Consider the following 25098-nt stretch of genomic DNA (forward strand, 5'->3'; position numbering starts at 1 on the left):
TGCACAACCCGGCGGTGCCGTTCACCAACAACGAAGCCGAGCGCGATGCCCGGATGATGAAACTCCGACAGAAAATCTCCGGCGGGTTCCGCACATCTCAAGGCGCAGACAACTTCGCCACGCTCCGCACCCTCATCGGCACCGCTCGAAAGCGCGGATGGAACCTGCTCGAAACACTGTCATCCTGCCCAACACAACTCATCCATAACCTCAACTCCGCCTAATCACGCCTGCACCTGGGCAGTTACCCGAAGGGATGAAACGAAGCGGGCCGGCTGGTTCACCCAGCCGGCCCGTTTGCATTGGGCTGCGGCGCTCAGCCGATCGCTTCGATCGGCTCCCGCCGCATATTATCCGGCGGGGTGCGGCGCAGCCCGGGCTGGGCGGCCCAGGACGCGGCGTTGGCGATGACCTTCTGCACCTCGACATTGTGATAGCTGGGGAAAGTCTCGTGCCCGGGCCGGAAGTAGAAGATCCGGCCATAGCCGCGACGATAGCTCAGGCCGCTGCGGAACACCTCGCCGCCTTTGAACCAGCTGACGAAGACAAGCTCGTCCGGCTCCGGCACGTCGAAGAACTCGCCATACATCTCCTCCTGCGGCAGCTCGATATAGCGGTCGAGCCCGGCCGCGATCGGATGCGCCGGGGCGGTGACCCAGATCCGCTCGGTCTCGCCCTCCTTGCCGTGCACCCGCCAGTTGACGCTGCAGCTGGTGCCCATCAGCCGGCGGAAGATCTTCGAGTAGTGGCCGGAATGCAGCACGATCAGGCCGAGCCCGCCCATGACGTGGCGGCGCACTCGCTCGACCACGGCGTCCGACACCTCCTCATGCGCCTTGTGTCCCCACCACAGCAGCACGTCGGTGCCGTTCAGCACCTCATCGGTCAGCCCGTGCTCGGGCTGGTCCAGCGTCGCTGTCGCGACCGGGAAGCCGCGCTGGCGCAGCGGGTCGGCGATCGCCTCGTGAATGCCGTCGGGATAGACCGCCGAGACCTCGGGGTTCTGCAGTTCGTGCCGGTACTCGTTCCAGACCAGCAGGCGGGGAAGGGCCATGTCGCTTGTCTCCGGGATTGCGCGGTCAGGGCAGGATTTCGGACAGCGACACCCATGTGCCGTCCTGGGCGCCCGACCGCATGCAGGCGAAGCTGGTGGCGAGGGAATGGATGTTGTCCTCGCCCGAGGTGAAGTAGCGCGGCGGCTGGCCGCGGACAGCGGCGGCGAAGGCATTCAGCGTGCCGGCCCGGTCGATCAGCGCCAGCGGCTTCATCGGCAGGTCCCGGATCGACCCGTCCGGCTTGCGCAGCGCCAGCTTGTCGGCGATCTCGCCGGCCATGCCGCGGGCCTGCCACACCAGCTGCCCTTCCTCGCACTCGATAGCCCATTCGCCGGTCCAGGTGGTCGGCGTGCCGCGCGACACCCAGGACCCGTTGTAGGACACCATCAGCCCGTTCTCGAGCGCCAGCAACGCGTGGGCGGCGGCGTGGTCCTTGAACGGGCTGTCCGGCGTGTTCCAGCTGCGGCAGGCGACCCGTTGCACGTTCTCGCCGAAGATCATGCGCATCAGGTCGAAATGGTGGATCGCCATGTCCAGCAGCAGCGGGCCCGGGATGTCGTGGTAGCGGTGCCCGGTCACCTTCCAGTTCTGCCGGAAGTCGATCAGCGCCGACAGCGGCCGGCCATAGGTGCGATCGCGCACCAGGTCGGCCACCGTCTGCACCGCCGACATGTAGCGGTAGTTCTGGCTGACCATCAGGATCCGATCGACCCGCTTGGCCAGGTCGATCAGCTCCTGCGCTTCCTCCAGCGTCGAGGTGAAGGGCTTCTCGACCAGCACGTGCTTGCCGGCCTTGAGCGCGGCCTCGCTGACGGTCTTGTGCCCGGCGGTCGGCAGCACCGCCAGGACCGCCTCGGCATCGACGGCGGCGATGGCGGCGTCGAGGCTGGGGAAGCACTTGTCCTCGGCCAAGCCCAGCGTCTCCTCGGCCCGCTTCAGCGCCTCCGGGCTGGCGTCGACGAAGCCGACGACGTCGACCGCCTTGACCTGCGGCAGGATGGTGTGGGCCCAGTTCATGCCCCAGCCGCCCAGGCCGACCTGGATCACCTTGACCGACATTCCATCTCCTTCATGCTTCCGTTATCCCGTGATGCTCACCAGCGGCCGCCGCGGCTCAGCCGGTTGAGGTCCTTCTGCAACTGCGCCAGGTTGGCGGCGCCGTCGCCCTGTTTCGATAGGGTGCTGTGGACCGCGTTCCAGAACAACGACGAGACCTCGCTGTAGCGTTCGCCTGTCACCGCCGACGGCCGGGCCACGGCGCTGTCCAGGATCTGCCGCGTCGTCTTGAAGAAGGGGCGTTTCTGCAGCAGCTCGGCATCCTCATACAGCGCCGGGATGGTCGGTTGGTAGCCGCCCTCCATGGCCCGGCGCTTCTGCTCGTCCCGGGAGGTCAGGTAGATGGCGAAGGCCGCCGCTTCCTTGGGGTTCTCGGAGTATTTCGAGACTGCGATCTGCCAGCCGCCCAGCGTCGCGGCGTGGCGGGCGCCGTCGCCATCGCCCTGCGGCAGCGGCGCATAGCCGACCTTGCCCATGACCGGGCTGTCGACCGCCTCCGCCAGGCTGGCGGCATAGGGCCAGTTGCGCATGAAGGCGGCGTTGCCGGACTGGAACACGCCGCGCGCGTCTTCCTCCATGTAGTTCAGCACCCCATCGGGGGCGATGGTGCCGATCCAGGAGGCGGCGGTGTCCAGCGCCTTGGCCGCCTGCGGGTTGTCGATCGTGATCTTGCCGTCCGTCCCGACGATCGAACCGCCGCCGAAGCTGGCGATCCATTCCAGCGCGTCGCAGGTCAGGCCTTCATACGCCCGGCCCTGGAAGACGAAGCCGAAGAAGCGGTCGTTGCCGGCCTGCCGCTCGCCGTCCTGGATGGTCTTGGCGGTCTCGGTCAGCTCGGCCCAGGTCCCGGGCACCTTGAGCTTGTATTTGTCCAGCAGGTCCTGGCGGTAGTACAGCAGCCCGGCATCCGTGTACCACGGCAGGGCCAGCAGCTGGCCATCGCGGGTCAGGCCCTGGACGATGTTCGGGAAATACTGATCGATGGTGGCCTGATCAACATATTGCTTCAGGTCGACGAAGTGGCTGCCGAGGATGCCGGGCCAGATGACGTCGACCTGAAACACATCGATGTCGCTGGATTTCCCGGTGAGGAACTGCTGGTACAGGGCCAGCTGCTCCGAGGTGGATTGCGGCGCGGCGACGACCTTGACGGTGTTGCCGGTCGTGGCCGACCAGGCCTTGGCCGCCTCGTCGCACAGCCTGGACTGGATGCCGGTCGAGCCGCAGGCGAAGGTGACCTCGGCGCTGAAGGCAGCCGAAGTTGTCGCCATGGTGAGGGCAAGAGCGGCGAGAGCTGTCAGGTGCTTCCCGGACATGGTTTCCTCCTGTGATCTCGACGAACGGATTCCGACGTCCGCTGCAACCGCTTTCAGGTTAGTGGCGTGAGGATGTTTGGCAACCGGCAATCGGCGCCGGGATCGGCATCCGCCGGCCGGAAGAAAGAGGGCTCTGAGGCTCGCTCATGGGGTTTAAGGAGTACTTAAGGATCTCGCAGAAGGCATAATCCGCCCTGGCCTTCTACAACCAGCGGTCGTGGCCTCCATGACACGGCTGGATGTTTTCTCGATGCGAGGTTAGACAAAAAAATGGACATAAATAAATATTCCATATATTTCGATATAGTTTGCAACTCTCGGTCGGGCTTCTAGGAAAACACTCCGGCGCAGTTTAGCTCCATTCTCATGCATAACAGGATATGCAGCTTTTTCTGCTTCCCGAATTCTAGTAAGATTTGCTGCTGCTTTTGCGGGACGTAATAAAGCTTGTGCCGAAGTCTGGTTTGTGCTACATAGTCGGCTATTACTGCTAGTTTAGCTCATCTTTTAGGGAACGCAGGGAATGAGCAAATACTCTGGAGTCCTAAGGCGCTAGGCGAGTAGGTTTGGCAATGCCGCCCGCCGAGCAGGCCGTATGGTTTGATATGTGCATTGAAGCCCCCCACCGATGAACACGAATGCGCTGACACGAGCTTATCTGGTCCTCGGGGGGCTGGGAGCGGTCTCGCTGATTGCCTATGGAATCTATAAGAGTTCCGTGCCGGTGGGAACGGTCTCTGCCCCGGCGCCGGTGGTTCAGTCCGCGCCTGTGGATATGAAGGTGGTCGGCGTCATGACGGCGGCCAGGTTCATCGCGCGTGGGCAAGTCGTCACGCGCGAAGATGTCTCCACCACCATGATCGCCGGACCGATGCCGCAGGGTGGGCGGACGGCGATCGGCGATGTGGTCGGAAAGGTGGCGACCGCCGACATCCTGCCGCAGCAGTTGCTGCTCGATTCCACCATCTCCGCCGACCCGGCCAAGGCGGGACTCGCCGCGCTGGTCCCCGCCGGTTACCGCGCGATCAGCATCCTGACCAATGACGAGATCGCCGTCAGCCAGTTCGTCCGGCCGGGGGACAAGGTCGACGTCCAGCTGGTGCTGCCTGATGCCGTTTTGGCCAAGCAGAGCGGGGCGGAGCGGCCGGAAACCGACGTCAGCGAGGCGCGCACCGTGCTGCAGGACGTGCTGGTCCTCACCGTCGGCGCCACCCTGGGCGATCCGAGCCTGGTCCAGACCGCCAGCGAACAGGCCGCGGGCGTCGCCGGACGCCGCAGCGAGCCGGCGCGGACCATCAGCCTGGCAATGACGCCGGACCAGATCGCCAAATTCGCCTTGGCCCGCAGCCTCGGCTCCTTCTACCTGTCCCTGCGCGGCAGCGACGATCTGCAAATGATCGACGACAACACCGCCAAGCTCTCCGACATTCGCGGCCCGGCCTCGCCGGCGGCCGCTCCTGCGACGCCGCAGCAACGGCCGATCGAGCTGATCGTCGGCGACCGCACCCAGCTGATCTATCCCAAGACGTCCGGAGAGCGGCGATGAGATTTGTGGTCCGTATGCTATGGGTCGCGGTCTTCGTCCTCGTCGCCCAGGTCGCAGGGGCGGAGGAACTGCGGCTCGGCGTCGGGGCCCAGCGCGTGCTCAATCTGCCGGCGCCGATCACCCGCATCGTCGTCGGCCAGGGTGGCATCATCGATGCGACCGCCCTGAACGAGGACCAGTTGCAGATCACCGGACTGCAGTCGGGCCAGACCACGCTCAGCATATTCACCGCGCAGTCGGGCCAGGGAGTCTCCTACGACATCACCGTCGGCGGCGCTCCGGCGGTTGCGTTGCCGACCATCCCCGATCGTGGCGACCCGGCTCGGCAGATCCGCAGCCAGCCGGGGTTGCAAGGCGTACGGGTGAACCGCGACGGCGATACGCTGGTGCTGTCCGGCACCGTGCCGGATCTCGACTCCCACGCCCGTGCGTCGAGCATCGCCCGCGCCTATGGCGGCGGCAACGTCGTCGACCTGACCCGGGTCACCGGCAACCAGATGGTCGCGGTGGACATCCAATTCGCGGCGGTGTCGGCGACCACGCTGCGCGCCCTCGGCTTCAACTTCGCGGCGCTCGGCGGCAGCGATTTCCAGGGCGCGATCATCGGTCCGAACTCGCTGCAGAGCTTCCAGGCCAACCCCAACCTCTCTCTCTCGGCCTCGGTCCCRCTGGCCAGCGCCTTCAACCTGTTCCTCGGCGATCCGCGCAACGGCATCATCGGCATCCTTAGCGCCCTGTCGCAGGCCGGGCTGACCCAGCTCCTGGCCCAGCCGACGCTGCTGGTCCGCTCCGGCGACCAGGCGGAGTTCCTGGCCGGCGGCGAGGTGCCGATCCCGGTGCCCCAGGGCGGCGCGTCGCTGGGCACGGTGACGATCGAGTACCACGAATACGGCGTGAAGCTGCAGATCGCGCCGGTGGTGATGTCGGACAAGCGCATCGTGCTCAAGGTCGCGCCGGAAGTCAGCGAGCTGGACTTCGCCAACGCGCTCGAGTTCCAGGGTTTCAGCGTGCCGGCCTTCCGCCGCCGCTCGACCTCGACCACGGTCGAACTGGGCAATGGCCAGAGCTTCATCCTGGCCGGGCTGATGTACAGCAACAGCCAGGTCAACGAGAGCAAGTTCCCCTGGCTTGGCGACCTGCCGATCATCGGCGCCCTGTTCAAGAGCACCACCAACCAGCAGGAGCGGCAGGAGTTGATCATCGTCGCTACGCCGCGGCTGGTCAGCCCCCTGGCACCCGGCAAGATCCCGCCGCTGCCCGGGGTGGACACGCGCAAGTACAACCCGACCATCGGCGACATGATCCTGAACGTTGACCAGGTTCAGGATCATCTCGCGCCCTACGGACTGATGAGGTAGGTCGCCGATGTTCCGGATCGTCGCCGCCACCACCGACACTGCCCTCGCCGCCGGCCTGATCGCCGCCTTGGAAGGGACGGCCGCGATCATCCGCTCGGCGCCGGAGACGGCGCCGCTGGCGGAGCTGTGCGGCAAGGCGAAGCCGGACTTGATCCTGCTCGACGCCGATCCGGTCGAGGGCTTCGGCACCGTCCTCACCGAAGCGGTCCGCGCCGTAGCCGGCGCCGATCCGGACGCGCCTATCATTGTACTCGGCGACGAGGGGGATGCCCGGTCAGTGTTGCGGGCGATCCGCGCCGGGGCCGCGGACGTCATTGACCGTGGCAACGACCGGGAAGCCCTGCGCAGCCAGCTTGGCCCGCATCTGGCCGGCGCGCCGCGCGGCGATGCCGGCGGCAGCGGCACGATGACCCTGGTGCTCAGCGGGCAGCCGGGCGGCGAGGGGCTGTTCGCGGTCAATCTCGCGGTGCTCCGGGCCAGGGCGGCGGGCGGGGCGTTGCTGGTCGACGGCGCGCTGCCGTCGAGCGAAGCCGGTGCTGCGCTCAACGTGCCGCTCAACTACACCATCCGCGACGCGGTCCAGGATCTGTCGCGGCTGGATCGCACGTTACTGTCCTCGGCACTCGGCCATCACGTCGCGTCCGGCCTGCACATCCTGCCCCTGGCCGTGGCGGGGGAGGAGGTGCACGACATCGCGCCCGACGCCATTGCCTCGATGCTGCTGGTGTTGCGCGCGCTGTTCGGCGAAGTGGTATTGAACGCTGGCGGTATCCGCCATCCCGGCCTGCTCGACGAGTTCGTCCGTGCCGCCGGCCGCATCTATCTCGTCGCGCCGCAGAAGCTCACCGCGATCAAGGCCTGCCGTGACCTCCTGGTCCAGATCGGCCCAAGCGCCAAGATGCTGGACCGCGTCACTCTGGTGGTCGAGGACCACACGCCGGGGATCGGCCTGACCGAGGAGCAGATGCGCGAGGCGCTCGGCGTTCGTCGGTCGGTGCGGCTGCCGGCGGCCCGGGTCGAGTTGATCAATGCGCTCAATGCAGGCCGCCCGCTGGTGCTGGAGCAACCGCGCGTGCCGTACAGCCGGGCACTGGAGAAGCTCGCGGCCGAGGGCGTGTCCGTCCCCGGCCCGGCCGCGCGGTCAGCACCGCGCGGCATCGGCCTGTTCGGCCGGCTGCGGACTTCGTGAGGGGATGGGCATGGCGGGGCTGATCAACAGCGTTGGCAAGAGGGCTTCGGGGGATCCCGAGCTGGCCGCCTCCGAACTGCGGACCACCGATGGCTATCAGCGCACGAAGTTCGCCATCTTCAACCTTGTGCTGGAGCAGCTCGAGGCGCTCGGCATCACCGCCGAGACCGCCAGCGGGGCGATGATCCGCGACGGCATCGAGCAGGCCATCACCCGCTTCGCCGCCAAGGAAGGTCTGGCCCTGAACGCCGCCGAGCGGGCGTTGCTGGCGGCCGAGGTGCAGAACGAGGTGGTCGGCCTCGGCCCGATCGAGCCTCTCCTGAAGGATCCGACGATCGACGACGTGATCGTCAACGGGCCGTTCCGGATCTATGTCGAACGCGGCGGCCAGCTCTCTGTCGTGCCGATCCGGTTCCGCGACACTGCGCATCTGATGAACATCATCCAGCGCATCGTCAGCCCGATCGGCCGCCGGGTGGACGAGGCGACGCCTTATGTCGACGCCCGCCTGCCGGATGGATCGCGGGTCAATGTGGTGATCCCGCCGGTCGCGCTGGACGGGCCGATGGTGTCGATCCGCAAGTTCCGGGTCCAGGCCATGGGGGCCCAGGACTATGTGAGGCTCGGCTCGATGAGCTCGGAGATGCTTGGCTTCCTGGCGGCCGCCGTGCGCTCGCGTCTCAACATCATGATCTGCGGCGGCACCGGTTCGGGCAAGACCACGCTGCTCAACATGCTCAGCGGCTTCATCGAGGAGAAAGAGCGGCTGATCACCATCGAGGACGCGGCCGAGCTGCAGCTGCGGCAGAATCATGTGGTGCGGCTGGAGACGCGGCCGCCCAACCTCGAYGGCAGCCGCGAGGTCACCGCCCGCGACCTGGTGCGCAATGCCCTGCGGATGCGGCCCGACCGTATCATCCTGGGTGAGGTGCGCGGCGCCGAGGCGGTCGAGATGCTGCAGGCGATGAGCACCGGCCATGACGGGTCGATGGCGACGATGCACGCCAATACCAGCCGCGACGCCTTCGGCCGGCTGGAGATGCTGCTTGGCTTCGGCGGTCTCACGGCCGATCCGAAGACCTTGCGGCGCTACATCGCCAACAGCGTCCAGATCATGGTCCAGGTCAACCGCATGGCCAACGGCAAACGGCGGATCACCTCGGTGTCCGAGCTGACCGGCCTGGAGGGCGACAGCTACAGTCTGAACCAGCTCTTCACCTTCGAGGAGCAGCCACCGCTGAGCGGGTTGGGCGAGTTCCGGGTCCATTCGGCCCGCCCGTTCTACGCCCACCGGCTGGTGGGGGCGCCAGACCTCCGGGCCGCCATGGGGATGTCGCTGTGACCGGCCTCGGCTTCCTGCTGCTGGGCATCCTGGCGCTGTTCGCGATGGCCGGGCTGAGCCTGCTGGCCGGCCGCGCCCAGCGCCGCCGGCAGCGGCAGGTGCAGGAACGCCTGCACGCGCTGCGCAATGCGATCCCGGTCGGCGACACGGCGACAGGGCGGATCGTCGCCACTCCCGCCCGGATGCCGCGCCTGCTGCGGCTGTGGTTGGCCCGGGCCGACCTGGCCCCGTCGCCGCCGCGCCTTCTCATCGCCGCCGGCCTACTGCTGGCCGGCGTCATCGCCGGCTTGGCTTGGCTGTTCAGCCCGATCGCCGCCGCTGCAGTCGCGGCGGCCGTCCCGGCCTGCGGCCTCTACATCCTGGCGAACCTGGCCAGCCGGCGCCTCAACGCCTTCATCGCCAGCCTGCCGATGTTCCTCGATGCTGTGCGCCAGTTGCTGATGGTCGGCAACTCGACACAGCAGGCGTTGCTCAAGGCGGCGGAGAACGCATCGCCGCCGTTGCAGCGCTACCTGCAGCCGATGATCCGCCGCATCAACAACGGCGCGCCGATCCCGGAGGCGGTGTCCTGGCTTGCCAATCGGCTGGAGGTGCCGGAGCTGTATATGTTGGCGACGGCGATCGAGACCAATTTCCGTTTCGGCGGCCGGCTGTCGGTGGTGCTTGCCAATCTGGTGCAGATCCTGCGCGACCAGGCGCGGGTCGGGCGCGAGCTCAAGGCGGCGACGGCGGAGATCCGGTTCAGCGCGATCGTTCTCGGCCTGATTCCGATCATCGCCGCCGCGATGCTCGGCTTCGCCGCCATGATCGGCATTGTCAATCCGAGCTACCTGCTGTTCTTCGTCGAGGCCGAGCAAGGGCCCCGGCTGGCGGCGATCGCGATCGGGCTGCAGCTGCTCGGCATCCTGATCATGCGTCGCCTCATGCGGCTGGAGTTCTAGGCCATGCCGCTCTCCAGCCTCGAGCTCGCCGTGCTCATCCTCACCGCAGGCTCGACCCTGCTTCTGCTCGGGCTCGGCCTGCGCGGCACCGTGGGCGAGGCGAGGCTGCGGCGCAGGCTGACCGGGATCTCCGGCCGGTCCCGTGTCGGCGAGGCCCGCGGTGCCGTCGGTTGGCTGAAGCCGTTCGATCGGATCCTGATCGGCGGCGGCAAGGATCGCGAGGAGATCCTGCAGTCCCTGCGTGCCGCCGGCTTCTACAATCCGCGCAGCCTGATCGTCTTTGCTGCCCTGCGCTTGGCCGCGGCCATGGCCGCGATCGTCGCAGTCGCGCTGGCGCTGTGGCTGATGGGCCGCTGGTCCGGCTTGGCGCGCTTCTACCCGCTGGCCGCCGGCGGCTTGGTGTATGTCGGCGCCAAATTCGTGCTGCGCTCGCTGGCATCGATGCGGCAGCGCCGGATCGGCGCCGAGCTTCCCTTCGCCCTCGACGTCCTGCTGCTGATGCTGGAGAGCGGCGTCAGCCTCGACCAGTGCTTCCGCTCCCTGGCCCAGGCGGATGGCGGGGCCATGCCGCGGATCCACCAGTCGATGCGCATCCTGGTCGACGATCTGCAGCGCGGCATGGGCTACGACCAGGCGCTGGACCGCTGGGCCGAGCGGCTGGCGGTCAACGGAATCCGTGAGGTCACGTCGCTGTTCAAGCAGACCCTGATCTACGGCACCGAGCTCGGGCCAGCGCTGCGGGACTTCGTGCGCGAATTCTCCGACCGGCGGGTCTCGACCGCCCGCGAGAGCATYGGCCGCAAGACCACCCAGATGACGGTCATCATGATCGTGTTCCTGATGCCGGCCCTGTTCATCGTGCTCGCTGCGCCGGCCGTCGTTGCCATTTTCAAGACCTTGTCGGGGCTGAACCAATGATGCGGACGGCGCTTCGTCTCTCAGTGCTGGCGACGCTGCCCTGGCTGACGGCCTGCTCCAGCCTGTTCGGCGGCGACAGCACGTCGCGTCGCGAGCCGTCCCCGGCCGACCAGCTGCCGCAGGCGGCGCCGCTCGACGCCGAGAATTCCCGCGACCTCTATCTCGGCATCGTCGACAAGCTGCGGCAGGGCGGCAAGTCGCGGGCCGCGCTGGCCTATCTCGACGACTACGACAACCGCCACCCGGGTGACCTGCGGGCGCAGGTGCTGCGGGCCGACGCGTTCCTCGACATCCAGGACTACGACCGGGCAGAGGCGATCTATCGCGGGCTGGTGAACGGCGACCAGGCAGCGGCGGCCTATGACGGGCTCGGCCGGGTCGCCGCCGGGCGCGGCGACTGGGCCAAGGCCCGGGCGCAGTTCCACGAGGCCGTGCGGCGCGAGCCGATCAACGTCAAATACCTGAACGACCTCGGCTTTTCCGAGATGCACATCGCCTCCTATGACGAGGCGCTGTTCACGCTGCGCCAGGCCAGCGAGCTCGCGCCCACGAATGCACAGGTCCGCAACAACCTGATTCTCTGCCTCGACATCGCCGGCCAGGGCGATACGGCGAAGGCCATGATCGGCCGGATCACCGACGCCAAGGAGCGACGGGCGGTCGAGCAGATGGTCAGGACAGCGCGTGGCCAGATCCGGTCGCCGACCACCGCGGGCACCGGTGCGGTGGCTGCCCCGCGGCGCCTGGCACAAGCTCCGGAGACCCAGCCATGATCCGACCGGCCTCGACGAAAGCCCGCCTGTCGGCGCTGTGTGCCGCCCTCTTGTTCTTGCCGGTCGCCACGGCGGGGGCGCAGCAGGCGCTGGTTCCGGCTCGGCCGGCCCAGCCCGACTGGTTCGAGTCCAACCGCACCCTTCAGGTGTTGCGGGCGCAACAGCAGTCGGCGCCTCGGCCCAGCGGTCAGGGCGGTCTCGCCGCCGGCGAGGCGGGTCAGATCTACGACAACTACATGCAGAGTATCGGCAAGCCGCTGCCGAGCGGGAACAGCCGATCCTATGGCGGGTCCGATTCCGGCTTCGGACCGGGCGGCATGGGCGGATCATCGGGGGGGCGGCCATGACATCCCGCATCTTGCGACCGATCTTTGGCGACCGCGGTGCGATCGCGCCGTTTGCGGCCCTGATGCTGCTGCCGGTGATCGGCGTGACCGCACTCGCGACCGATGTCGGCTTCTGGTACGCCCAGCGCCGCCACCTGCAGACGGCCACGGACATGGCGGCATTATCGGCGGCGCAGAACCCGGTCGAGGCCTCGGCCATCGCCGGCGATCTGCTGCAGCGCAATGGTTTCGGCGCCGACGCGCTGGCGTCCACCACCATCGGCACCTACTGCCCGGATTTCGAGAATATCAAGGTGCCTTCCGCCCGCTTCCTGCCGGGTCTCGCTGCATGCCCCGACGGGAGGACGCCGACGGCGCCGAATGCCGTCATGGTGTCGGCCCAGACGACCGTGCCGGGCGTCCTGTCCCGTGCCGTGCTGTCGGAGGACGAGGGCAGCGGGCAGATCGGCGGGACTCCAGGGGCTAGTGATCCCAACCTGCACAAGGTCAGCGTCCAGGCCACCGCCGCGCGCATCGACGAAGCCGGCTTCCAGGCTGGAACCGGCCTGGTCGAGGTCGACACCCAGAAGAGCGCTTTGCTCAACGCTGTTCTGGGCAATGTGCTGGGCACTCGGATCAATCTGACGGCGGTCCAGTATGAGGGGCTGCTGAATGCCAACATCGACGCGTTGACCTTCCTCGACGCGCTCGGGGTCAATGTCAATGTCTCGGCCGGTACCTATGACCGGCTGCTTGATGCCAAGGTCGGCGTCGGCAATCTGCTGCAGGCGGCGATTAACGCGCTGAAGAAGGCCGGCACCGTCACCGACGTCACGATCGGTAGCTTGGTGTCGCTGCAGGGGCAGATCGTCGGCAATCCGGAGTTGACCGTCGGCGATCTGGTGGATCTCGGCGTCTGGAAGAATCTGCCGATCGGCGAGTCGACGGCGCCGACGGCGCTGGCTGCCGACCTGAACGTCTTCCAGCTGGTCACCATGGCAATCCAGGTGGCCAACAAGAACAATGCGATCTACATCCCCGCGCTCAATGTCGGGCTGCCTGGAATAGCGTCGCTGCAGGTCGCCGCGACCCTGATCGAGCCGCCGAAGTCGCCGCCCTTCGCCTTCGGGCCGGAAGGGATGACGGTCCACACCGCGCAGGTCCGGCTGCAGCTCAAGCTGCAACTCCTGGATCTGTTCGGGCTGCTGGGCCAGGGCATCCAGCTGCCGCTCTATGTCGAGGCCGGCTATGGGGATGCGACGCTGAAGGACATCTCCTGCGGGCTCGAGCCGGCCAAGGACGCCACCGTGACCGTCGAGGCCAGGAGCGGCGTGGCCAAGGCCTTCATCGGCGTGTTGCCGCCCAATCTGCTGACCAATTTCAGCCACCGGCTGACCGTTGAGGACTTCCAGCCCGCCGCGCTGGTGGATGTCAGCCTGCTGGGGCTGATCGGTATCGTCCGGGTCTCGGGCCGGGCCGGGGTCGATGTGGGCAGCGGCTCGTATCAGGATTTGGTCTTCGACCGCGACGATATCGACAACCACGTCGCGCAATCGGTCGCCAGCGCCGGCATGATCGACAATCTTCTGGCCGAGCTCGGTGGCACCGACCCCGTCACCAAGGAGCCGAGGCTGAAGCTGAGCGCCTGCGTCATCAGCCTCGGCGGGCTCTGCCTGATCCCGGTCAAGCTGGACGCGGTCGGCAAGACGGTCGGTGCCCTGCACCAGCTTCTCGACCCCGTGATCAAAGGTGTTCTCGATCCGCTGGTCGACACTCTTCTCGCCGCCCTGGGCATCCGCCTGGGCGTCATGGACGTCGTCGTCACCGGGGTGCGCTGCGGCGTGCCCGTGCTGATCCGGTGACGAAGACACCGCTGGCGGCGCCGGGGCCGCGGGCGGGGTGAAAATGATCCCGGTTGTATCAGGAGGTTAAATCATGTTGCGGAATTTCTTCAAGAAGACGCGCCAGATCGCTCGGGACGAGCAGGGCATCTCTGCCGTCGAATACGCCATCCTCGGGGCTCTGGTCGCCCTCGGTATCGCGACGGCGGCTACAAGCCTGGGGGCGAACATCTCCACCGCCCTCGGCAACATCGGCTCGAAGATCACCGGAACCAGCGGCACGGGCACTGGCAGCTAGCCCGAACGCTCGTAACTCTCTTCAAGCGTTCCTGGGAACAGCCATGACCCTCTCCGTGCGACGTGCAACTCGAGTGGCGGGCCGGCAACGGCTCGCCGCCATTTCCGACGAGTCCGGGCTGGCCGCGATCGAATTCGCCCTGGTCGCGCCGGTCTTCGTGATGCTGCTCTTCGGCATCATCATCTACGGCATCCACTTCGGCACCTGGCTCGCCGTCAACCAGGCGGCGAGCGAGGGCGCACGCGCCTCCGTCGCCGGGCTGGACCAGGATGAACGGGAGACTCTGGCGAAGCGGACGGCCGAGGCGGTGCTTGCCGCCTACGGGCCGATCCTGGGCGCGGCCGGCTGGGAGGTGACGGCCACGCCATCAACCGCGGATGAGCGCCTGTTCGAGGTGACGGTGAGCTACGATCCTTCGAAGCCGGGAGGAAACGGCGGTTGGGGGTCGGACACCGACCTGGGCGAATTGCTGCCTCTGCCGACAAGCACGCCGAAGGCGACGGCGACCGTCTCAAACGGCGGATACTGATGGCCGGGCTGGATTTCATCTTCCTCGGCCTCCTGGTCCTGCTCCTGCTGCCGATCGTGCTGATCGATCTGCGCGAGAGCAGGATCCCCAATATCTGCAACCTGGCGCTGGCCGCGGGCGGGCTGGCCCAGGCCGTGGTCCGCAGCCCGACGCTCAAGACCCTCGGCCTGTCGCTCGGTGTCGCCGTGCTCACCTTCGCCCTTTTGGCCGGTACCGCCTGGGTGATGCAGAAGATCGACCGCCACGCCCGGATCGGCTGGGGTGACCTGAAGTTCCTGACCGCCGCCAGCCTCTGGGTCGGACTGCAGGGCAGCCTCGTGGTGCTGATCCTGGCCAGCCTGGTGGCGCTGCTGGCCACACTGGCCATGGCGCCATGGCGCGGCGTGAAATGGCGCGAGATGCGGCCCTTCGGCCCGGCACTCGCGGTCGGGCTGCTGGCCGTCACCGTCACAGTCTTCATCCGGGGTGCGTGATATCGACCGAATTTTGCGTTCAGTTTATGTTGATAATGCCAAATCCCTTCATCTCGCGTGACAATGGTGCTTAGCTCCCGCCATCCGTAGCTGGGAGACCATCATGAGCACCGATGTGAATCGCCGGATCCTGCTGGCCGCTCGGCCGGTCGGGGAGCCGAAGGAGACCGATTTCCGTCTGGTCGAGGAGCCGGTGCCGACGCCGGGGCCGGGCCAGCTGCTGATCCGCACGCTGTGGTTGTCGCTCGATCCCTATATGCGCGGCCGCATGAGCGATGCGAAATCCTACGCGGCGCCGGTCGAGATCGGCCAGGTCATGGTCGGCGGCGCGGTCGGCCGGGTCGTCGCCTCGAACCACCCCGGCTTCGCCCCGGGCGACATCGTCGAGGGCCGCACCGGCTGGCAGGATTACGCCCTGTCCGACGGCACCGGGCTGCGCCAGGTCGACCCGGCGCTGGGGCCGATCTCGACCGCGGTCGGCGTGCTCGGCATGCCCGGGATGACGGCCTATACCGGCCTCCTCACCATCGGCCAGCCGAAGCCGGGCGAGACCGTCGTGGTCTCCGCCGCCTCCGGCGCGGTCGGGTCGGTGGTCGGGCAGATCGCCAAGATCAAGGGCGCGCGCGTCGTCGGCATCGCCGGCGGGGCCGAGAAGGGCGCCTACCTGACCGGCGAGCTCGGCTTCGACGCCGCGGTCGACCATCGCGCGCCGGATTTCGCCGAGCGGCTGGGCGCGGCCGTGCCCGACGGGATCGACGTCTATTTCGAGAATGTCGGCGGCGCGGTGTGGGAAGCGGTGTGGCCGCTGCTGAACCCCTTCGCCCGGATTCCGGTCTGCGGCCTGATCGCCCAGTATAACGCCACCAGCCTGCCGGACGGGCCGAACCAGGTGCCGGCTTTGATGCGCAGCGTGCTGTCGAAGCGGCTGACCCTGCGCGGCTTCATCGTCAGCGACTTCGCCGACCAGCACGCCGCCTTCCTGCGCGACGTCTCCGGCTGGATCCGCGACGGCAAGCTCCGCTACCGCGAGGACGTCGCCGAGGGGCTGGAGACGGCGCCCCGGACCTTCCTGCGGCTGTTCCGGGGCGAGAATTTCGGCAAGCTCCTGGTCAAGGTGGCGGAGTAGCGCCGGACGTTACAGGAGGGCATCACAGCAGGGTCCGTCCGGCCACGGCCATCAGGCCGATGCGGGTGATCGCGGCGTCGAAATCCGTGTCCAGCGGCAGCCCGAGGTCGCTGCGGGCGGAGTCGCTCAGCATCTCTGGCCGCAGCCGGTTCTGCCGTGAGGCCGAGCGAGCCGGTCCGCCGGCGATGCGGTGCCAGATCCGCTCCAGCAGGCCGGCGGGGTGCTGACGCAGTGGCAGGCGCAGGGCATGGGTGCTCATGACGATCTCCTGGAAGCCATGGAAAATGGGCAGGCGGCAGCCTTCGGCGCCGGCGGCGGGACCGCGTCGATGCCGTATCGTCCGATGATCACCGGGCCGCTGGCGTCGGACACCGTGACCACGGTCTCGGCCGCGGCGCCGGGCCGGGCCCGGTACATCACCACCTCGGTCAGAACGGCCATCGGATCCTCCATCTCGGCCTCGGCAACCTCGAGGCGATGATGGGAGACTACGCCACCCCTCCTGACATCATCCTGTCAGGAGAGATGAACGGGCCGCGCATCGGGCGGTCATGCGGCGGAGGATGGGGCGGAACGCAGACGTACGCTATTCGACAATAACGGAGAGGGACTGTACGTTTCCGTTCGGGTGCAAAGACGGGGCCTGCCGTGACCGATTGGGATGATCTGCGTGTGATCCATGCGGTGGTCGAGACCGGCAGCTTGTCGGCGGCGGCGCGGCGCCTCGGCCTCAGCCAGCCGACCATCGGCCGCCGGGTCCAGGCGCTGGAGGAGCGGCTGGGGTTGGTGCTGTTCGAGCGCAGCGCCGACGGCTATCGCCCGACCGCGGCCGGAGAGGCGCTGCTGCCGCATCTGCGCGCCATGGCGGAGACGGCAGCGGCGCTGGAGCGCGAGGCGCGGATCCAGGCCGATCCCGGCACCGGGCTGGTGCGGGTCGCCGGCGGCGGCTGGGCCAGCCGCTTCCTGGCAGAACGTCTGGCCCGATTGCGCGAGGTGCTGCCCGGCATCGATCTCGCCCTCGATTTCGAGCGGCAACTGCCGGACCTCGCCGGCGATTCGGTGCATCTCGGCGTCTACGCATCGGTGCCGGACCTGCCGGGCCTGCGCTCCCGCGTCGTCGCCCGGTCCGCCTATGCCGTCTATGGCGCGCGGACGTATGTCGATCGCCATGCGGAGGCCCGGACCGAGGCGCGCTTCGCCGCCTGCGACTGGGTACTCTACGACAGCGAGCGGGTGCGGGTCGGCAGCGATGTCGATGGCTACCCGCTCGATAGGCAGCTCGCATCGGCCGGGAACGCCCGGATCCTGCGCCTGACCACCACCGACCTGATGCTGTCGGCGCTGCTGTCCGGCGCCGGGCTGGCGCTGATCCCCTGCTTCGTCGGCGACGTGGATCCGGACCTGGTGCGGGTGTCGCCGATCGTGCCGGCGATGGAGCACCGCTACCGCCTGGTCGTGCACCAGGATGTCGGCCGCTCGCCCCGCGTCGCCCGGGCCAAGGAGGCGATCGCCGCCCTGTTCGCGGCCGAGCGTCGGCTGCTGGAGGGGGAGGCGGGGACGGCGGTCCCGGCCTGATGGAGGTCGTTTCGAAAGGTAAGTTTCGAAGCGGCCTCTCACCCGCGGCCGGCGATCAGCGCGGCGGAGCCCGCCATCATCGCGGCGGCGGAGCGGTTCGCGAGTCGCAGCCGCCGCGGCGACCGGAAGAAGCTGCGGGCGCGTGCGGCGCCCAGCACATAAGCCGACTGCACCAGCAGGTCGATGCCGATCTGCACCGCGAACACCGCGGTGATGTCGGCGGCATCGAGCGTGGTCAGGTCGACCACCTGCGGCAGCACCGCGCCGTAGAATACCACCGCCTTCGGGTTGCCTAGCGTCAGCGCCGCTCCGCCGAGGAATCCGCCGGTCCGGCGCGGCGCTGCCTCCAGGTCCGCGGCCGGGGCGCGCCAGAGCTTCCAGGCCAAGACCACGAGATAGGCGATGCCAGCCCATTTCACGGCGACGAAGACCGGTTCATAGGCCAGAGCCAGCGCCGACAGGCCGAACACGGCCGCCGCCAGCCACAGCACGTTGCCGGCGATCATGCCGAGCACGAAGGGCAGGGCCTCGCCGGCGCCGCGCGACAGCACCCGCGCCACCAGGGCGGTCTGGGCCGGGCCGGGGAGCATGGCGGCGATGGCGACGGGCACGGCGAACAGGGCAAGGGCGGTGATCATCGGTGTGGCTCCGTCGGTCGGCGAGAGAAGGATAGCCCGCGGACTCGATCGCCGACAGCGCGCTCTACATCAATCGTGTCCCTTCGACGGAGTGAACATGGCCGAATCGTCATCCGCCACCCGGCGACCGCCCCTCTGGACGCTGCCGGCCGCGATGGCCGGCTGTCTCGGGCTCGGGATGCTGTCGGGCATTCTCAGCGGCAGCGGCGACACGCCCTGGTACCGGGCGCTGGTCAAGGGATCGCTGACCCCGCCGAACTGGGCGTTTCCGGTGGCCTGGACCATCCTCTATCTGCTGATGGGCGCTGCCGCCTGGCGGGTCTGGCGCCGTGGCGACCGCCCCGGCGCCGGGTTAGCCTTGGGCCTGTTCGCGCTCCAGCTGGCGCTCAACCTGGCCTGGAGCCCGGTGTTCTTCGGTCTCGAGAGCGTGACCCTCGGGGCCGTGGTGATCGTTCCCGTCCTGCTCGCGGCTGCCGCCACGATGATCGCCTTCCGACGCGTCGATCCGGCCGCGGCGGCCATGCTGGCGCCCTATGTCCTGTGGCTGGCCTATGCGACGGCGGTCGCATGGCAGATCTGGCGTTTGAACGGCTGATCCCGGTATGGCGCTGCTGCTAGGGTGCCGCTCCAAGGGGAGGCGCCGCGATGTACCAGGTTCCGATCCGGCCGGGCGAAAGCTGGATGCGCGCCCGGGTCCGGCGACATGTCTATGAGCTGCTGCGGCTGGCGCTGCCGGTGATCGTCGCGCGTGCCGGGCTGATCCTGATGGCGCTGGTCGACACCCTGTTCGTCGGCCGCTACGGCAGCGCTGACCTGGCCCATCTGTCGATCGCCAACGCCCCGATCGGCAGCATGATCGGCACCTCCACCGGCCTCGTCATCGGCACGCTGGTGATGAGCGCGAATTCCCTCGGCCGCGGCCGGCCCGACCAATGCGGCGCGGTCTGGCACCGGGCGCTGATCTATGGCGGCGCCATCGGCCTGGTGCTGGCCGTGCTGTGCCATTTCATCGAGCCGCTGCTGCTCCTGACCGGCCAGGGGCCGGAGCTGTCAAAGGCCGGCGCTGACATCGCCATCGTGCTCGGCTGGGGCATGCCGGCGGCGGTGATCTACACCGTCACCGCCTTCTTCCTGGAAGGGCTGAAGCGGCCGGTGCCGGGCATGATCGCGATGATCGTCGCCAACCTCCTCAACGCGCTGGTCAACTGGCTGCTGGTGTTCGGCGCCGCCGGGTTCCCGGAGCTCGGGGCGATGGGCGCCGCCTGGGCCAGCACCGCTTCGCGCGTGTTCCTAGCGGCCAGCCTGGTCGCCTATGTCTGGTGGATGCGCGACCGCGACACCTTCGGCATCCGCCGCTGGCAGGGCTGGCGCTGGCGCGACTGGACCAAGCAGCGCCAGCTCGGCTATGGCGGCGGCCTCAGCATCTTCATCGAATCGGGTGCCTTCACCGCGCTCACCTTCTACGCCGGCCTGCTCGGCACCCTGCCGCTGGCCGCGTTCTCGGTCGGCCTCAACCTGATCGCCCTGATCTTCATGGTGGCGCTCGGCCTCGCCTCCGCCACCGCGGTCAGGGTCGGCGTCGCCCATGGCCGGCGCGACCTGAAGGACATGGTGCTGGCCGGCTGGGTCGGGCTCGGCGTCAACAGCGTCGTCATGGTGGCCTTCGGGGCCGTGCTGTGGATCTTCGCCCGGCCGATCGCCGAGGCCTATACCAGCGATCCGGCGCTGATCCCGCTGGTGGTGCCGGTGGTCGTGGTCTCGACCTTCATCCTGATCGTCGATGGCGGCCAGGTGGTGGTCGCCAACGCGCTGCGCGGCCGCGGCGACGTGGTGGTGCCGACGCTGCTGCACACCATCTCCTACGTCGTGGTAATGACGCCGCTGGGCTGGTTCCTGGGCGTCCATCTCGGCCGTGGCGCGGTCGGGCTGTTCGAGGCGATCCTGATCGCCAGCGTGGTCTCCGTCGGCCTCCTGGCTGGTCGTTTCCACCTGCTGGCGCGCGGCGACGCCCGGGCTTCGTCGGCGGCCGGGGCGGCCGCCTGAGGGCTGCTCCGGCGCGATTGTTCGCAGGTGCGGAAACGTGCTAGCGTCGCCGCGCCCGGCAGGCTGTCCGGGCGCGTCCTTTTGCCAGCCCGGACAGTGCCTTGACCGAACGTCCCACCACGCCGCCGCACTTCGACATCACCCCGGTGACGATCGAGGAGGAGATGCGCCGCTCCTACCTCGATTACGCCATGAGCGTGATCGTCTCCCGCGCCCTGCCGGATGTGCGCGATGGCCTCAAGCCGGTGCATCGCCGCATCCTGTTCGCGATGAAGGAGGGCGGCTACGATTCGACCAAGCCGTTCAAGAAGTCGGCCCGCGTCGTCGGCGACGTCATGGGTAAGTACCACCCGCATGGCGACAGCGCGATCTACGATGCCATGGTGCGCATGGCGCAGGACTTCTCGATGCGGCTGCCGCTGATCCAGGGGCAGGGCAATTTCGGCTCGATGGATGGCGACCCGCCGGCGGCCATGCGCTACACCGAGGCGCGCCTGGCCAAGGCCGCCGAGGCGATGCTGGACGACATCGACAAGGACACGGTCGACTATCAGCCGAACTACGACGAGACCCAGTCCGAGCCGACGGTGCTGCCGTCGCGCTTCCCGAACCTGCTGGTCAACGGCGCCGGCGGCATCGCCGTCGGCATGGCCACCAACATCCCGCCGCACAATCTGGGCGAGGTGATCGACGCCTGCCTCGCCACCATCGAGAACCCGGCGATCACGATCGAGGAGCTCAATGTGATCGTGCCGGGTCCGGATTTTCCGACCGGCGCCATGATCCTCGGCCGCTCCGGCATCCGCTCGGCCGTCGCCACCGGCCGCGGCAGCGTGGTGATGCGGGCACGGTCGTCGATCGAGGAGATCCGCAAGGACCGCGAAGCGATCATCTTCACCGAGATTCCGTTCCAGGTGAACAAATCGCGGCTGATGGAGCGGATCGCCGAGGTCGTCAACGAGAAGACGGTCGAAGGCATCTCCGAGCTGCGCGACGAGAGCGACCGCGATGGCGTCCGCATCGTCGTCGAGCTGAAGCGCGACGCCAGCGCCGATGTGGTGCTGAACCAGCTGTACCGCTCGACCCCGCTGCAGACCTCCTTCGGCGTCAACATGCTCGCGCTGCTCGGCGGCCGGCCCGAGCTCTTGAACCTGAAGCAGATCATCGAAGCCTTCATCGCCTTCCGCGAGGAGGTGATCACCCGGCGCACCCGCTACCTGCTGGCCCGCGCCCGCGAACGCGCCCATGTCCTGGTCGGCCTCGCCACCGCCGTGGTCAATATCGACCGGGTGATCGAGTTGATCCGCCGCGCTCCCGACCCGCAGACGGCGCGCGAGGAACTGATGGCCACGGCCTGGCCGGCCGGCGAGATCGCGCCGCTGATCGCGCTGGTCGACGAACCGGGCCGCCCGCTGGCGGAGGACGGCACCTACCGGCTGTCCGAAGTCCAGGCCCGCGCCATCCTCGACCTGCGCCTGCACCGCCTGACCGGGCTGGAGCGCGACAAGATCGGCGACGACCTGCGCGCCATCGTCGCCGAGATCCAGGAGTACCTGACGATCCTGGCCAGCCGCGAGAAGCTGCTGGAGATCCTGCGCACCGAGCTGATCGAGATGAAGGATCAGTTCGCCACCCCGCGCAAGACCGAGATCCTCGACCTCGAATTCGAGGCCGATATCGAGGACCTGATCCAGCGCGAGGACATGGTCGTCACCGTCTCCAACGGCGGCTACATCAAGCGCGTGCCGCTGTCGACCTACCGGGCGCAGCGCCGCGGCGGCAAGGGCCGCAGCGGCATGGCGACGAAGGAGGAGGATTTCGTCTCCGACCTGTTCGTCGCCAACACCCACACGCCGATGCTGTTCTTTTCCAGCCGCGGCATCGTCTACAAGCTCAAGGTCTACCGCCTCCCGATCGGCACGCCGCAGTCGCGCGGCAAGGCGATGGTCAACATGCTGCCGCTGCAGCAGGGCGAGACCATCTCCACCGTCATGCCGCTGCCGGAGGACGAGAGCACCTGGGACCAGCTCTACGTCATGTTCGCCACGGCCAGCGGCGGCGTCCGCCGCAACAGCCTGGCCGACTTCACCAGCATCAATCGCAACGGCAAGATCGCGATGAAGCTGGACGAGGGCGACAGCCTGATCGGCGTCAAGGTCTGCAGCGACGACCAGGACGTGCTGCTGGCCACCCATGTCGGCATGTGCATCCGCTTCCCGGTCACCGATGTCCGCGTCTTCAAGAGCCGCGATTCGGACGGTGTGCGCGGCATCCGCCTGGGTGAGGATGATCGCGTCATCTCGATCTCGATCCTGCACCATCTCGACGCGACGCCGGACGAGCGCGCCAACTACCTGCGCATGGCCAATGCGCTGCGTCGGGCCGAGGGCGAGGAGACCGACGGCGAGGACAGCGAGACGGTGGAGGAGCACGACCTCGACCCCGCCCGTTTCGCCGAGCTCGAGGCCGTCGAGGAGTTCATCCTGACGGTCAGCGAGGAAGGCTTCGGCAAGCTCAGCTCCGCCTATGGCTACCGGATCACCGGCCGTGGCGGCAAGGGCATCTGGACCATGGCGATGGGCGAGAAGAACACGGCCGTCACCGCCTGCTTCCCGATCTCGCCGAACCAGGAGATCATCCTGGTCACCGATGGCGGCCAGCTGATCCGCTGCCCGGTCGCGGATGTCCGGATCGCCGCCCGCAAGACCATGGGCGTGCGGCTGTTCAACGTCGCCGACGGCGAGCATGTCGTCTCCGTTGCTTCGGTGCCGGAGGAGAACGGTGACGGCGGCGAGGGCGATGCGGCTGACGAAGCGGCGCCCGCTGAGGCCGCAGGTGAGCAACCGGACGGCGCCGCGTCGGGCGGCGACGGCGCATAAGGAAAGCCGCACGGATGTCCAAGGGCCGTATCGGGGTCTATCCCGGCACCTTCGATCCCATCACCAAGGGCCATATGGACATCATCCAGCGGGCGACGCGGATCGTCGACCATCTGGTCGTCGCCGTGGCCCGCAACGATGGCAAGGGCCCGCTGTTCTCGACCGATGAGCGGGTGGAGCTGGTGCGGGCCGACGTCGCGCCCCTGGTGGCTCAGGGGATCTCGATCGAGGTCCGCTCCTTCGACGTGCTGCTGATGCACTTCGCCGCCTCGGTCGGCGCCACCACGGTGGTGCGCGGCCTGCGCGCCGTCTCGGATTTCGAGTACGAGTTCCAGATGGCCGGCATGAACGCCAAGATCAATCCGGTGATCGAGACGGTGTTCCTGATGGCGTCGGACCGCTACCAGTTCATCTCCTCGCGCTTCGTCAAGGAGATCGGCCGGCTGGGCGGCGACATCGCCCCCTTCGTCAGCCCGCTGGTGGCCAAGCGCCTGAACGAGCAGTTCAGGCGCAAGGGGATGGTGGCGGATTAGAGGCGAGCCGGCTCGTCCCGCCAGGGGAAGACCGCGCAGAGATGGACCAGAAGCGGGTCCGGGAGCGGATCCTCCGCCTGCTTGTGGGCGCGGGCGGGATCCTGCGGCAGGCCGTCGGCCGGGGGCAGGGCCGGGCAGCGGACCGCCAGGAGGTCGAGGACCTTTGACAGGTGGTCATGGCAATCCAACGGGAACGAGAGAGATGCGCCGGATTTGGCCAGAAATTCTCCCCGGACAGCGCAGAACATCGTCAAACTCATGAGCCCAAGCGCGACTTCGCGCGCCCCATCGTCGAGCGAGCGCTGCGGCATGGGCTTCGGCGCGCAGGCGGCCAGCATCAGGCCGGCGATCATCGCGCCGAGCAGCGGTCCCTGGCCAATCATGTCGTTCTCCCCATCGCGTGTCCGGCTGCGGGAGATGATGGGGCCGGGGCTGCGAACGGCCTGTAACGGAGCGCACACTTTGCGGGTCGCAGGTGTTGACCGTCGCGCGGTGCCTCCCTAATGTGCGGCCCGCTCGCCCGGGGACCGCCCGGGCCGGCAGTGTGAGCCGGTAGCTCAGTCGGTAGAGCAGAGGCCTTTTAAGCCCCTGGTCGTGGGTTCGAGTCCCACCCGGCTCACCATTCCCCGTACTGAATAGTTGATTTGTAAGAGAGCTGCAGATTTCGCGGGCGAGGTTTGCAACTCCTTGTCCGCAAGCTGCTCGGTCATCCTGTCACGGCGGCCTTCGCGAGGAGCTTCTGCCGGGCTGCAGCCACGTAGCGCTCGATCTCCGATCGACTTGCGGCCGGTCATCGACATGATCTCCATTGTGCTGCATCCGGCTTCGGCGAGCCGGCGCAAAGGCGCTCCGCTCTCAATGGAACATTAACCTAGCCGTCACCCTGCAGAAACCTTGGGGAGACGCCGGCACATAGTGCAAACTCCAGGCTGACACGGCGAAGTGAGGGGCTGTATCGTCGCCACCGGCGGCCGCTGCCCCAGGGGACAGGGGGGATCCGTATGAGGAAGCTCGCCCGTGCGCTGGCCCTTGCGGTGCTGTTGCTGACGGCGCCGGCCGGCCTGCGGGCTCAGGAGCCGGTTGCGCTCTGCGATTCGCTCGCCGGCGAGGCGGTCCCGCTGACGGATATCGATGCTGAGACGGCGCTTGCCGCCTGTGGCGCTGCCCTGGCCGAGCAGCCAGCCGAGCCGCGGCTGGCCTACCAGTACGCCCGCGCCCTGGAGCGCGCCGGCCGGCTGCAGGATGCCGCGCGGCTCTACGGCTGGGCGGCGGAGGGCGGCCATGCGCCGGCAGCGGCGGCACGGCAGCGGCTGGCGAGCCTTGCCGCAGCGCCGGTTCCGGCC

General features: G+C 68.1%; 27 protein-coding genes and 1 tRNA gene. 21 read left to right on the forward strand and 7 right to left on the reverse strand.

Translation table 11 applies throughout. The features are described from left to right. On the forward strand, positions 1 to 224 hold a 224-nt coding region (locus tag AB4Z01_RS30670), incomplete at its 5' end, for an IS66 family transposase (RefSeq protein WP_441700056.1). 92 nt (positions 225 to 316) lie between these two features. Here the strand turns inward: AB4Z01_RS30670 and AB4Z01_RS30675 are convergent. Genes AB4Z01_RS30675 through AB4Z01_RS30685 form a run of 3 tightly spaced genes read right to left on the reverse strand, consistent with a single transcriptional unit; the run spans position 317 to position 3427 of the window. Then, a complete protein-coding gene (locus AB4Z01_RS30675; protein WP_441700058.1) occupies positions 317 to 1054 on the reverse strand; it encodes a ThuA domain-containing protein in 738 nt (245 codons plus the stop codon). Between the two features lie 25 nt (positions 1055 to 1079). Then, positions 1080 to 2114, reverse strand: a complete 1035-nt coding sequence (locus tag AB4Z01_RS30680; protein ID WP_441700060.1) for a Gfo/Idh/MocA family protein — start codon at positions 2112 to 2114, stop codon at positions 1080 to 1082. Positions 2115 to 2149: 35 nt separating this feature from the next. Next, positions 2150 to 3427 (reverse strand): ABC transporter substrate-binding protein, encoded by a 1278-nt coding sequence (locus AB4Z01_RS30685; RefSeq protein WP_441700062.1) that lies wholly within the window; start codon positions 3425 to 3427, stop codon positions 2150 to 2152. A gap of 628 nt (positions 3428 to 4055) precedes the next feature. Between AB4Z01_RS30685 and cpaB the strand changes: the two genes are divergently transcribed. The 13 genes from cpaB to AB4Z01_RS30750 all read left to right on the forward strand — a co-directional run bounded on the left by cpaB (position 4056) and on the right by AB4Z01_RS30750 (position 16087). Beyond that, positions 4056 to 4973: a Flp pilus assembly protein CpaB gene (cpaB, locus tag AB4Z01_RS30690; RefSeq protein WP_441700064.1), complete on the forward strand. Its 918-nt coding sequence runs from the start codon at positions 4056 to 4058 to the stop codon at positions 4971 to 4973. Next, positions 4970 to 6331, forward strand: a complete 1362-nt coding sequence (locus tag AB4Z01_RS30695) for a type II and III secretion system protein family protein (protein WP_441700065.1) — start codon at positions 4970 to 4972, stop codon at positions 6329 to 6331. The genes cpaB and AB4Z01_RS30695 overlap by 4 nt, the downstream gene beginning before the upstream one ends. Positions 6332 to 6338: 7 nt before the next feature. Then, positions 6339 to 7520, forward strand: coding sequence for an AAA family ATPase (locus AB4Z01_RS30700; protein ID WP_441700066.1), 1182 nt, complete (start codon positions 6339 to 6341; stop codon positions 7518 to 7520). Positions 7521 to 7530: 10 nt separating this feature from the next. Continuing rightward, positions 7531 to 8862, forward strand: a complete 1332-nt coding sequence (locus tag AB4Z01_RS30705; RefSeq protein ID WP_441700067.1) for a CpaF family protein — start codon at positions 7531 to 7533, stop codon at positions 8860 to 8862. Then, entirely contained in the window at positions 8859 to 9803 is a 945-nt protein-coding gene (locus AB4Z01_RS30710; RefSeq protein ID WP_441700069.1) for a type II secretion system F family protein, read from the forward strand. The genes AB4Z01_RS30705 and AB4Z01_RS30710 overlap by 4 nt, the downstream gene beginning before the upstream one ends. Before the next feature lie 3 nt (positions 9804 to 9806). After that, positions 9807 to 10721 carry a type II secretion system F family protein gene (locus AB4Z01_RS30715; protein ID WP_441700070.1) on the forward strand — a complete coding sequence of 305 codons (915 nt, stop codon included), beginning with the start codon at positions 9807 to 9809 and terminating at the stop codon, positions 10719 to 10721. After that, the gene (locus AB4Z01_RS30720) at positions 10718 to 11494 is read left to right on the forward strand and encodes a tetratricopeptide repeat protein (RefSeq protein ID WP_441700071.1); all 777 of its coding nucleotides are present in this window, start codon (positions 10718 to 10720) and stop codon (positions 11492 to 11494) included. Before AB4Z01_RS30715 ends, AB4Z01_RS30720 begins: the two co-directional genes overlap by 4 nt. Then, the gene (locus tag AB4Z01_RS30725) at positions 11491 to 11841 is read left to right on the forward strand and encodes a hypothetical protein (RefSeq protein ID WP_441700073.1); all 351 of its coding nucleotides are present in this window, start codon (positions 11491 to 11493) and stop codon (positions 11839 to 11841) included. The genes AB4Z01_RS30720 and AB4Z01_RS30725 overlap by 4 nt, the downstream gene beginning before the upstream one ends. Next, entirely contained in the window at positions 11838 to 13682 is a 1845-nt protein-coding gene (locus AB4Z01_RS30730; RefSeq protein ID WP_441700074.1) for a pilus assembly protein TadG-related protein, read from the forward strand. Before AB4Z01_RS30725 ends, AB4Z01_RS30730 begins: the two co-directional genes overlap by 4 nt. A 73-nt stretch (positions 13683 to 13755) precedes the next feature. Continuing rightward, the gene (locus AB4Z01_RS30735; protein WP_441700076.1) at positions 13756 to 13959 is read left to right on the forward strand and encodes a Flp family type IVb pilin; all 204 of its coding nucleotides are present in this window, start codon (positions 13756 to 13758) and stop codon (positions 13957 to 13959) included. Positions 13960 to 14002: 43 nt separating this feature from the next. Further along, the gene (locus AB4Z01_RS30740; protein ID WP_441700078.1) at positions 14003 to 14488 is read left to right on the forward strand and encodes a TadE/TadG family type IV pilus assembly protein; all 486 of its coding nucleotides are present in this window, start codon (positions 14003 to 14005) and stop codon (positions 14486 to 14488) included. Continuing rightward, positions 14488 to 14961 (forward strand): prepilin peptidase, encoded by a 474-nt coding sequence (locus AB4Z01_RS30745; protein WP_441700079.1) that lies wholly within the window; start codon positions 14488 to 14490, stop codon positions 14959 to 14961. Before AB4Z01_RS30740 ends, AB4Z01_RS30745 begins: the two co-directional genes overlap by 1 nt. A 103-nt stretch (positions 14962 to 15064) precedes the next feature. Then, positions 15065 to 16087 carry an NADP-dependent oxidoreductase gene (locus AB4Z01_RS30750; protein WP_441700081.1) on the forward strand — a complete coding sequence of 341 codons (1023 nt, stop codon included), beginning with the start codon at positions 15065 to 15067 and terminating at the stop codon, positions 16085 to 16087. A gap of 22 nt (positions 16088 to 16109) precedes the next feature. On the opposite strand, the gene AB4Z01_RS30755 is transcribed toward AB4Z01_RS30750, so the two are convergent. Both AB4Z01_RS30755 and AB4Z01_RS30760 read right to left on the reverse strand, forming a co-directional pair. Further along, on the reverse strand, positions 16110 to 16346 hold the full coding sequence (locus tag AB4Z01_RS30755; protein WP_441700083.1) for a hypothetical protein: 237 nt from the start codon (positions 16344 to 16346) through the stop codon (positions 16110 to 16112). Next, a complete protein-coding gene (locus AB4Z01_RS30760; RefSeq protein WP_441700085.1) occupies positions 16343 to 16528 on the reverse strand; it encodes a hypothetical protein in 186 nt (61 codons plus the stop codon). Before AB4Z01_RS30760 ends, AB4Z01_RS30755 begins: the two co-directional genes overlap by 4 nt. A gap of 207 nt (positions 16529 to 16735) precedes the next feature. Here AB4Z01_RS30760 and AB4Z01_RS30765 point away from each other — a divergent pair, with 207 nt between their 5' ends. After that, positions 16736 to 17662 carry a LysR family transcriptional regulator gene (locus tag AB4Z01_RS30765; protein ID WP_441700086.1) on the forward strand — a complete coding sequence of 309 codons (927 nt, stop codon included), beginning with the start codon at positions 16736 to 16738 and terminating at the stop codon, positions 17660 to 17662. A gap of 38 nt (positions 17663 to 17700) precedes the next feature. On the opposite strand, the gene AB4Z01_RS30770 is transcribed toward AB4Z01_RS30765, so the two are convergent. Continuing rightward, positions 17701 to 18300: a LysE family translocator gene (locus AB4Z01_RS30770; RefSeq protein ID WP_441700088.1), complete on the reverse strand. Its 600-nt coding sequence runs from the start codon at positions 18298 to 18300 to the stop codon at positions 17701 to 17703. Positions 18301 to 18397: 97 nt separating this feature from the next. Here AB4Z01_RS30770 and AB4Z01_RS30775 point away from each other — a divergent pair, with 97 nt between their 5' ends. The 4 genes from AB4Z01_RS30775 to coaD all read left to right on the forward strand — a co-directional run bounded on the left by AB4Z01_RS30775 (position 18398) and on the right by coaD (position 23755). Beyond that, positions 18398 to 18895, forward strand: coding sequence for a TspO/MBR family protein (locus AB4Z01_RS30775; protein ID WP_441700090.1), 498 nt, complete (start codon positions 18398 to 18400; stop codon positions 18893 to 18895). Positions 18896 to 18945: 50 nt separating this feature from the next. Beyond that, positions 18946 to 20343, forward strand: a complete 1398-nt coding sequence (locus tag AB4Z01_RS30780; protein ID WP_441700092.1) for an MATE family efflux transporter — start codon at positions 18946 to 18948, stop codon at positions 20341 to 20343. 101 nt (positions 20344 to 20444) lie between these two features. Continuing rightward, the gene (gyrA, locus tag AB4Z01_RS30785) at positions 20445 to 23222 is read left to right on the forward strand and encodes a DNA gyrase subunit A (RefSeq protein ID WP_441700093.1); all 2778 of its coding nucleotides are present in this window, start codon (positions 20445 to 20447) and stop codon (positions 23220 to 23222) included. A 14-nt stretch (positions 23223 to 23236) separates the two neighbouring features. After that, positions 23237 to 23755 (forward strand): pantetheine-phosphate adenylyltransferase, encoded by a 519-nt coding sequence (gene coaD, locus AB4Z01_RS30790; protein WP_441700094.1) that lies wholly within the window; start codon positions 23237 to 23239, stop codon positions 23753 to 23755. Here coaD and AB4Z01_RS30795 read toward each other — a convergent pair. Beyond that, the gene (locus AB4Z01_RS30795) at positions 23752 to 24138 is read right to left on the reverse strand and encodes a hypothetical protein (RefSeq protein ID WP_441700095.1); all 387 of its coding nucleotides are present in this window, start codon (positions 24136 to 24138) and stop codon (positions 23752 to 23754) included. The two genes, coaD and AB4Z01_RS30795, sit on opposite strands and share 4 nt — an antisense overlap. A 163-nt stretch (positions 24139 to 24301) precedes the next feature. On the opposite strand from AB4Z01_RS30795, the gene AB4Z01_RS30800 reads away from it, so the two are divergent. Further along, positions 24302 to 24377 (forward strand) — tRNA-Lys (locus tag AB4Z01_RS30800). A 379-nt stretch (positions 24378 to 24756) separates the two neighbouring features. Beyond that, the coding region (locus AB4Z01_RS30805) for a hypothetical protein (protein WP_441700097.1) at positions 24757 to 25098 on the forward strand (342 nt) is incomplete at its 3' end.

The organism is Inquilinus sp. YAF38 (genome assembly GCF_052113205.1).
GTDB lineage: Bacteria > Pseudomonadota > Alphaproteobacteria > DSM-16000 > Inquilinaceae > Inquilinus.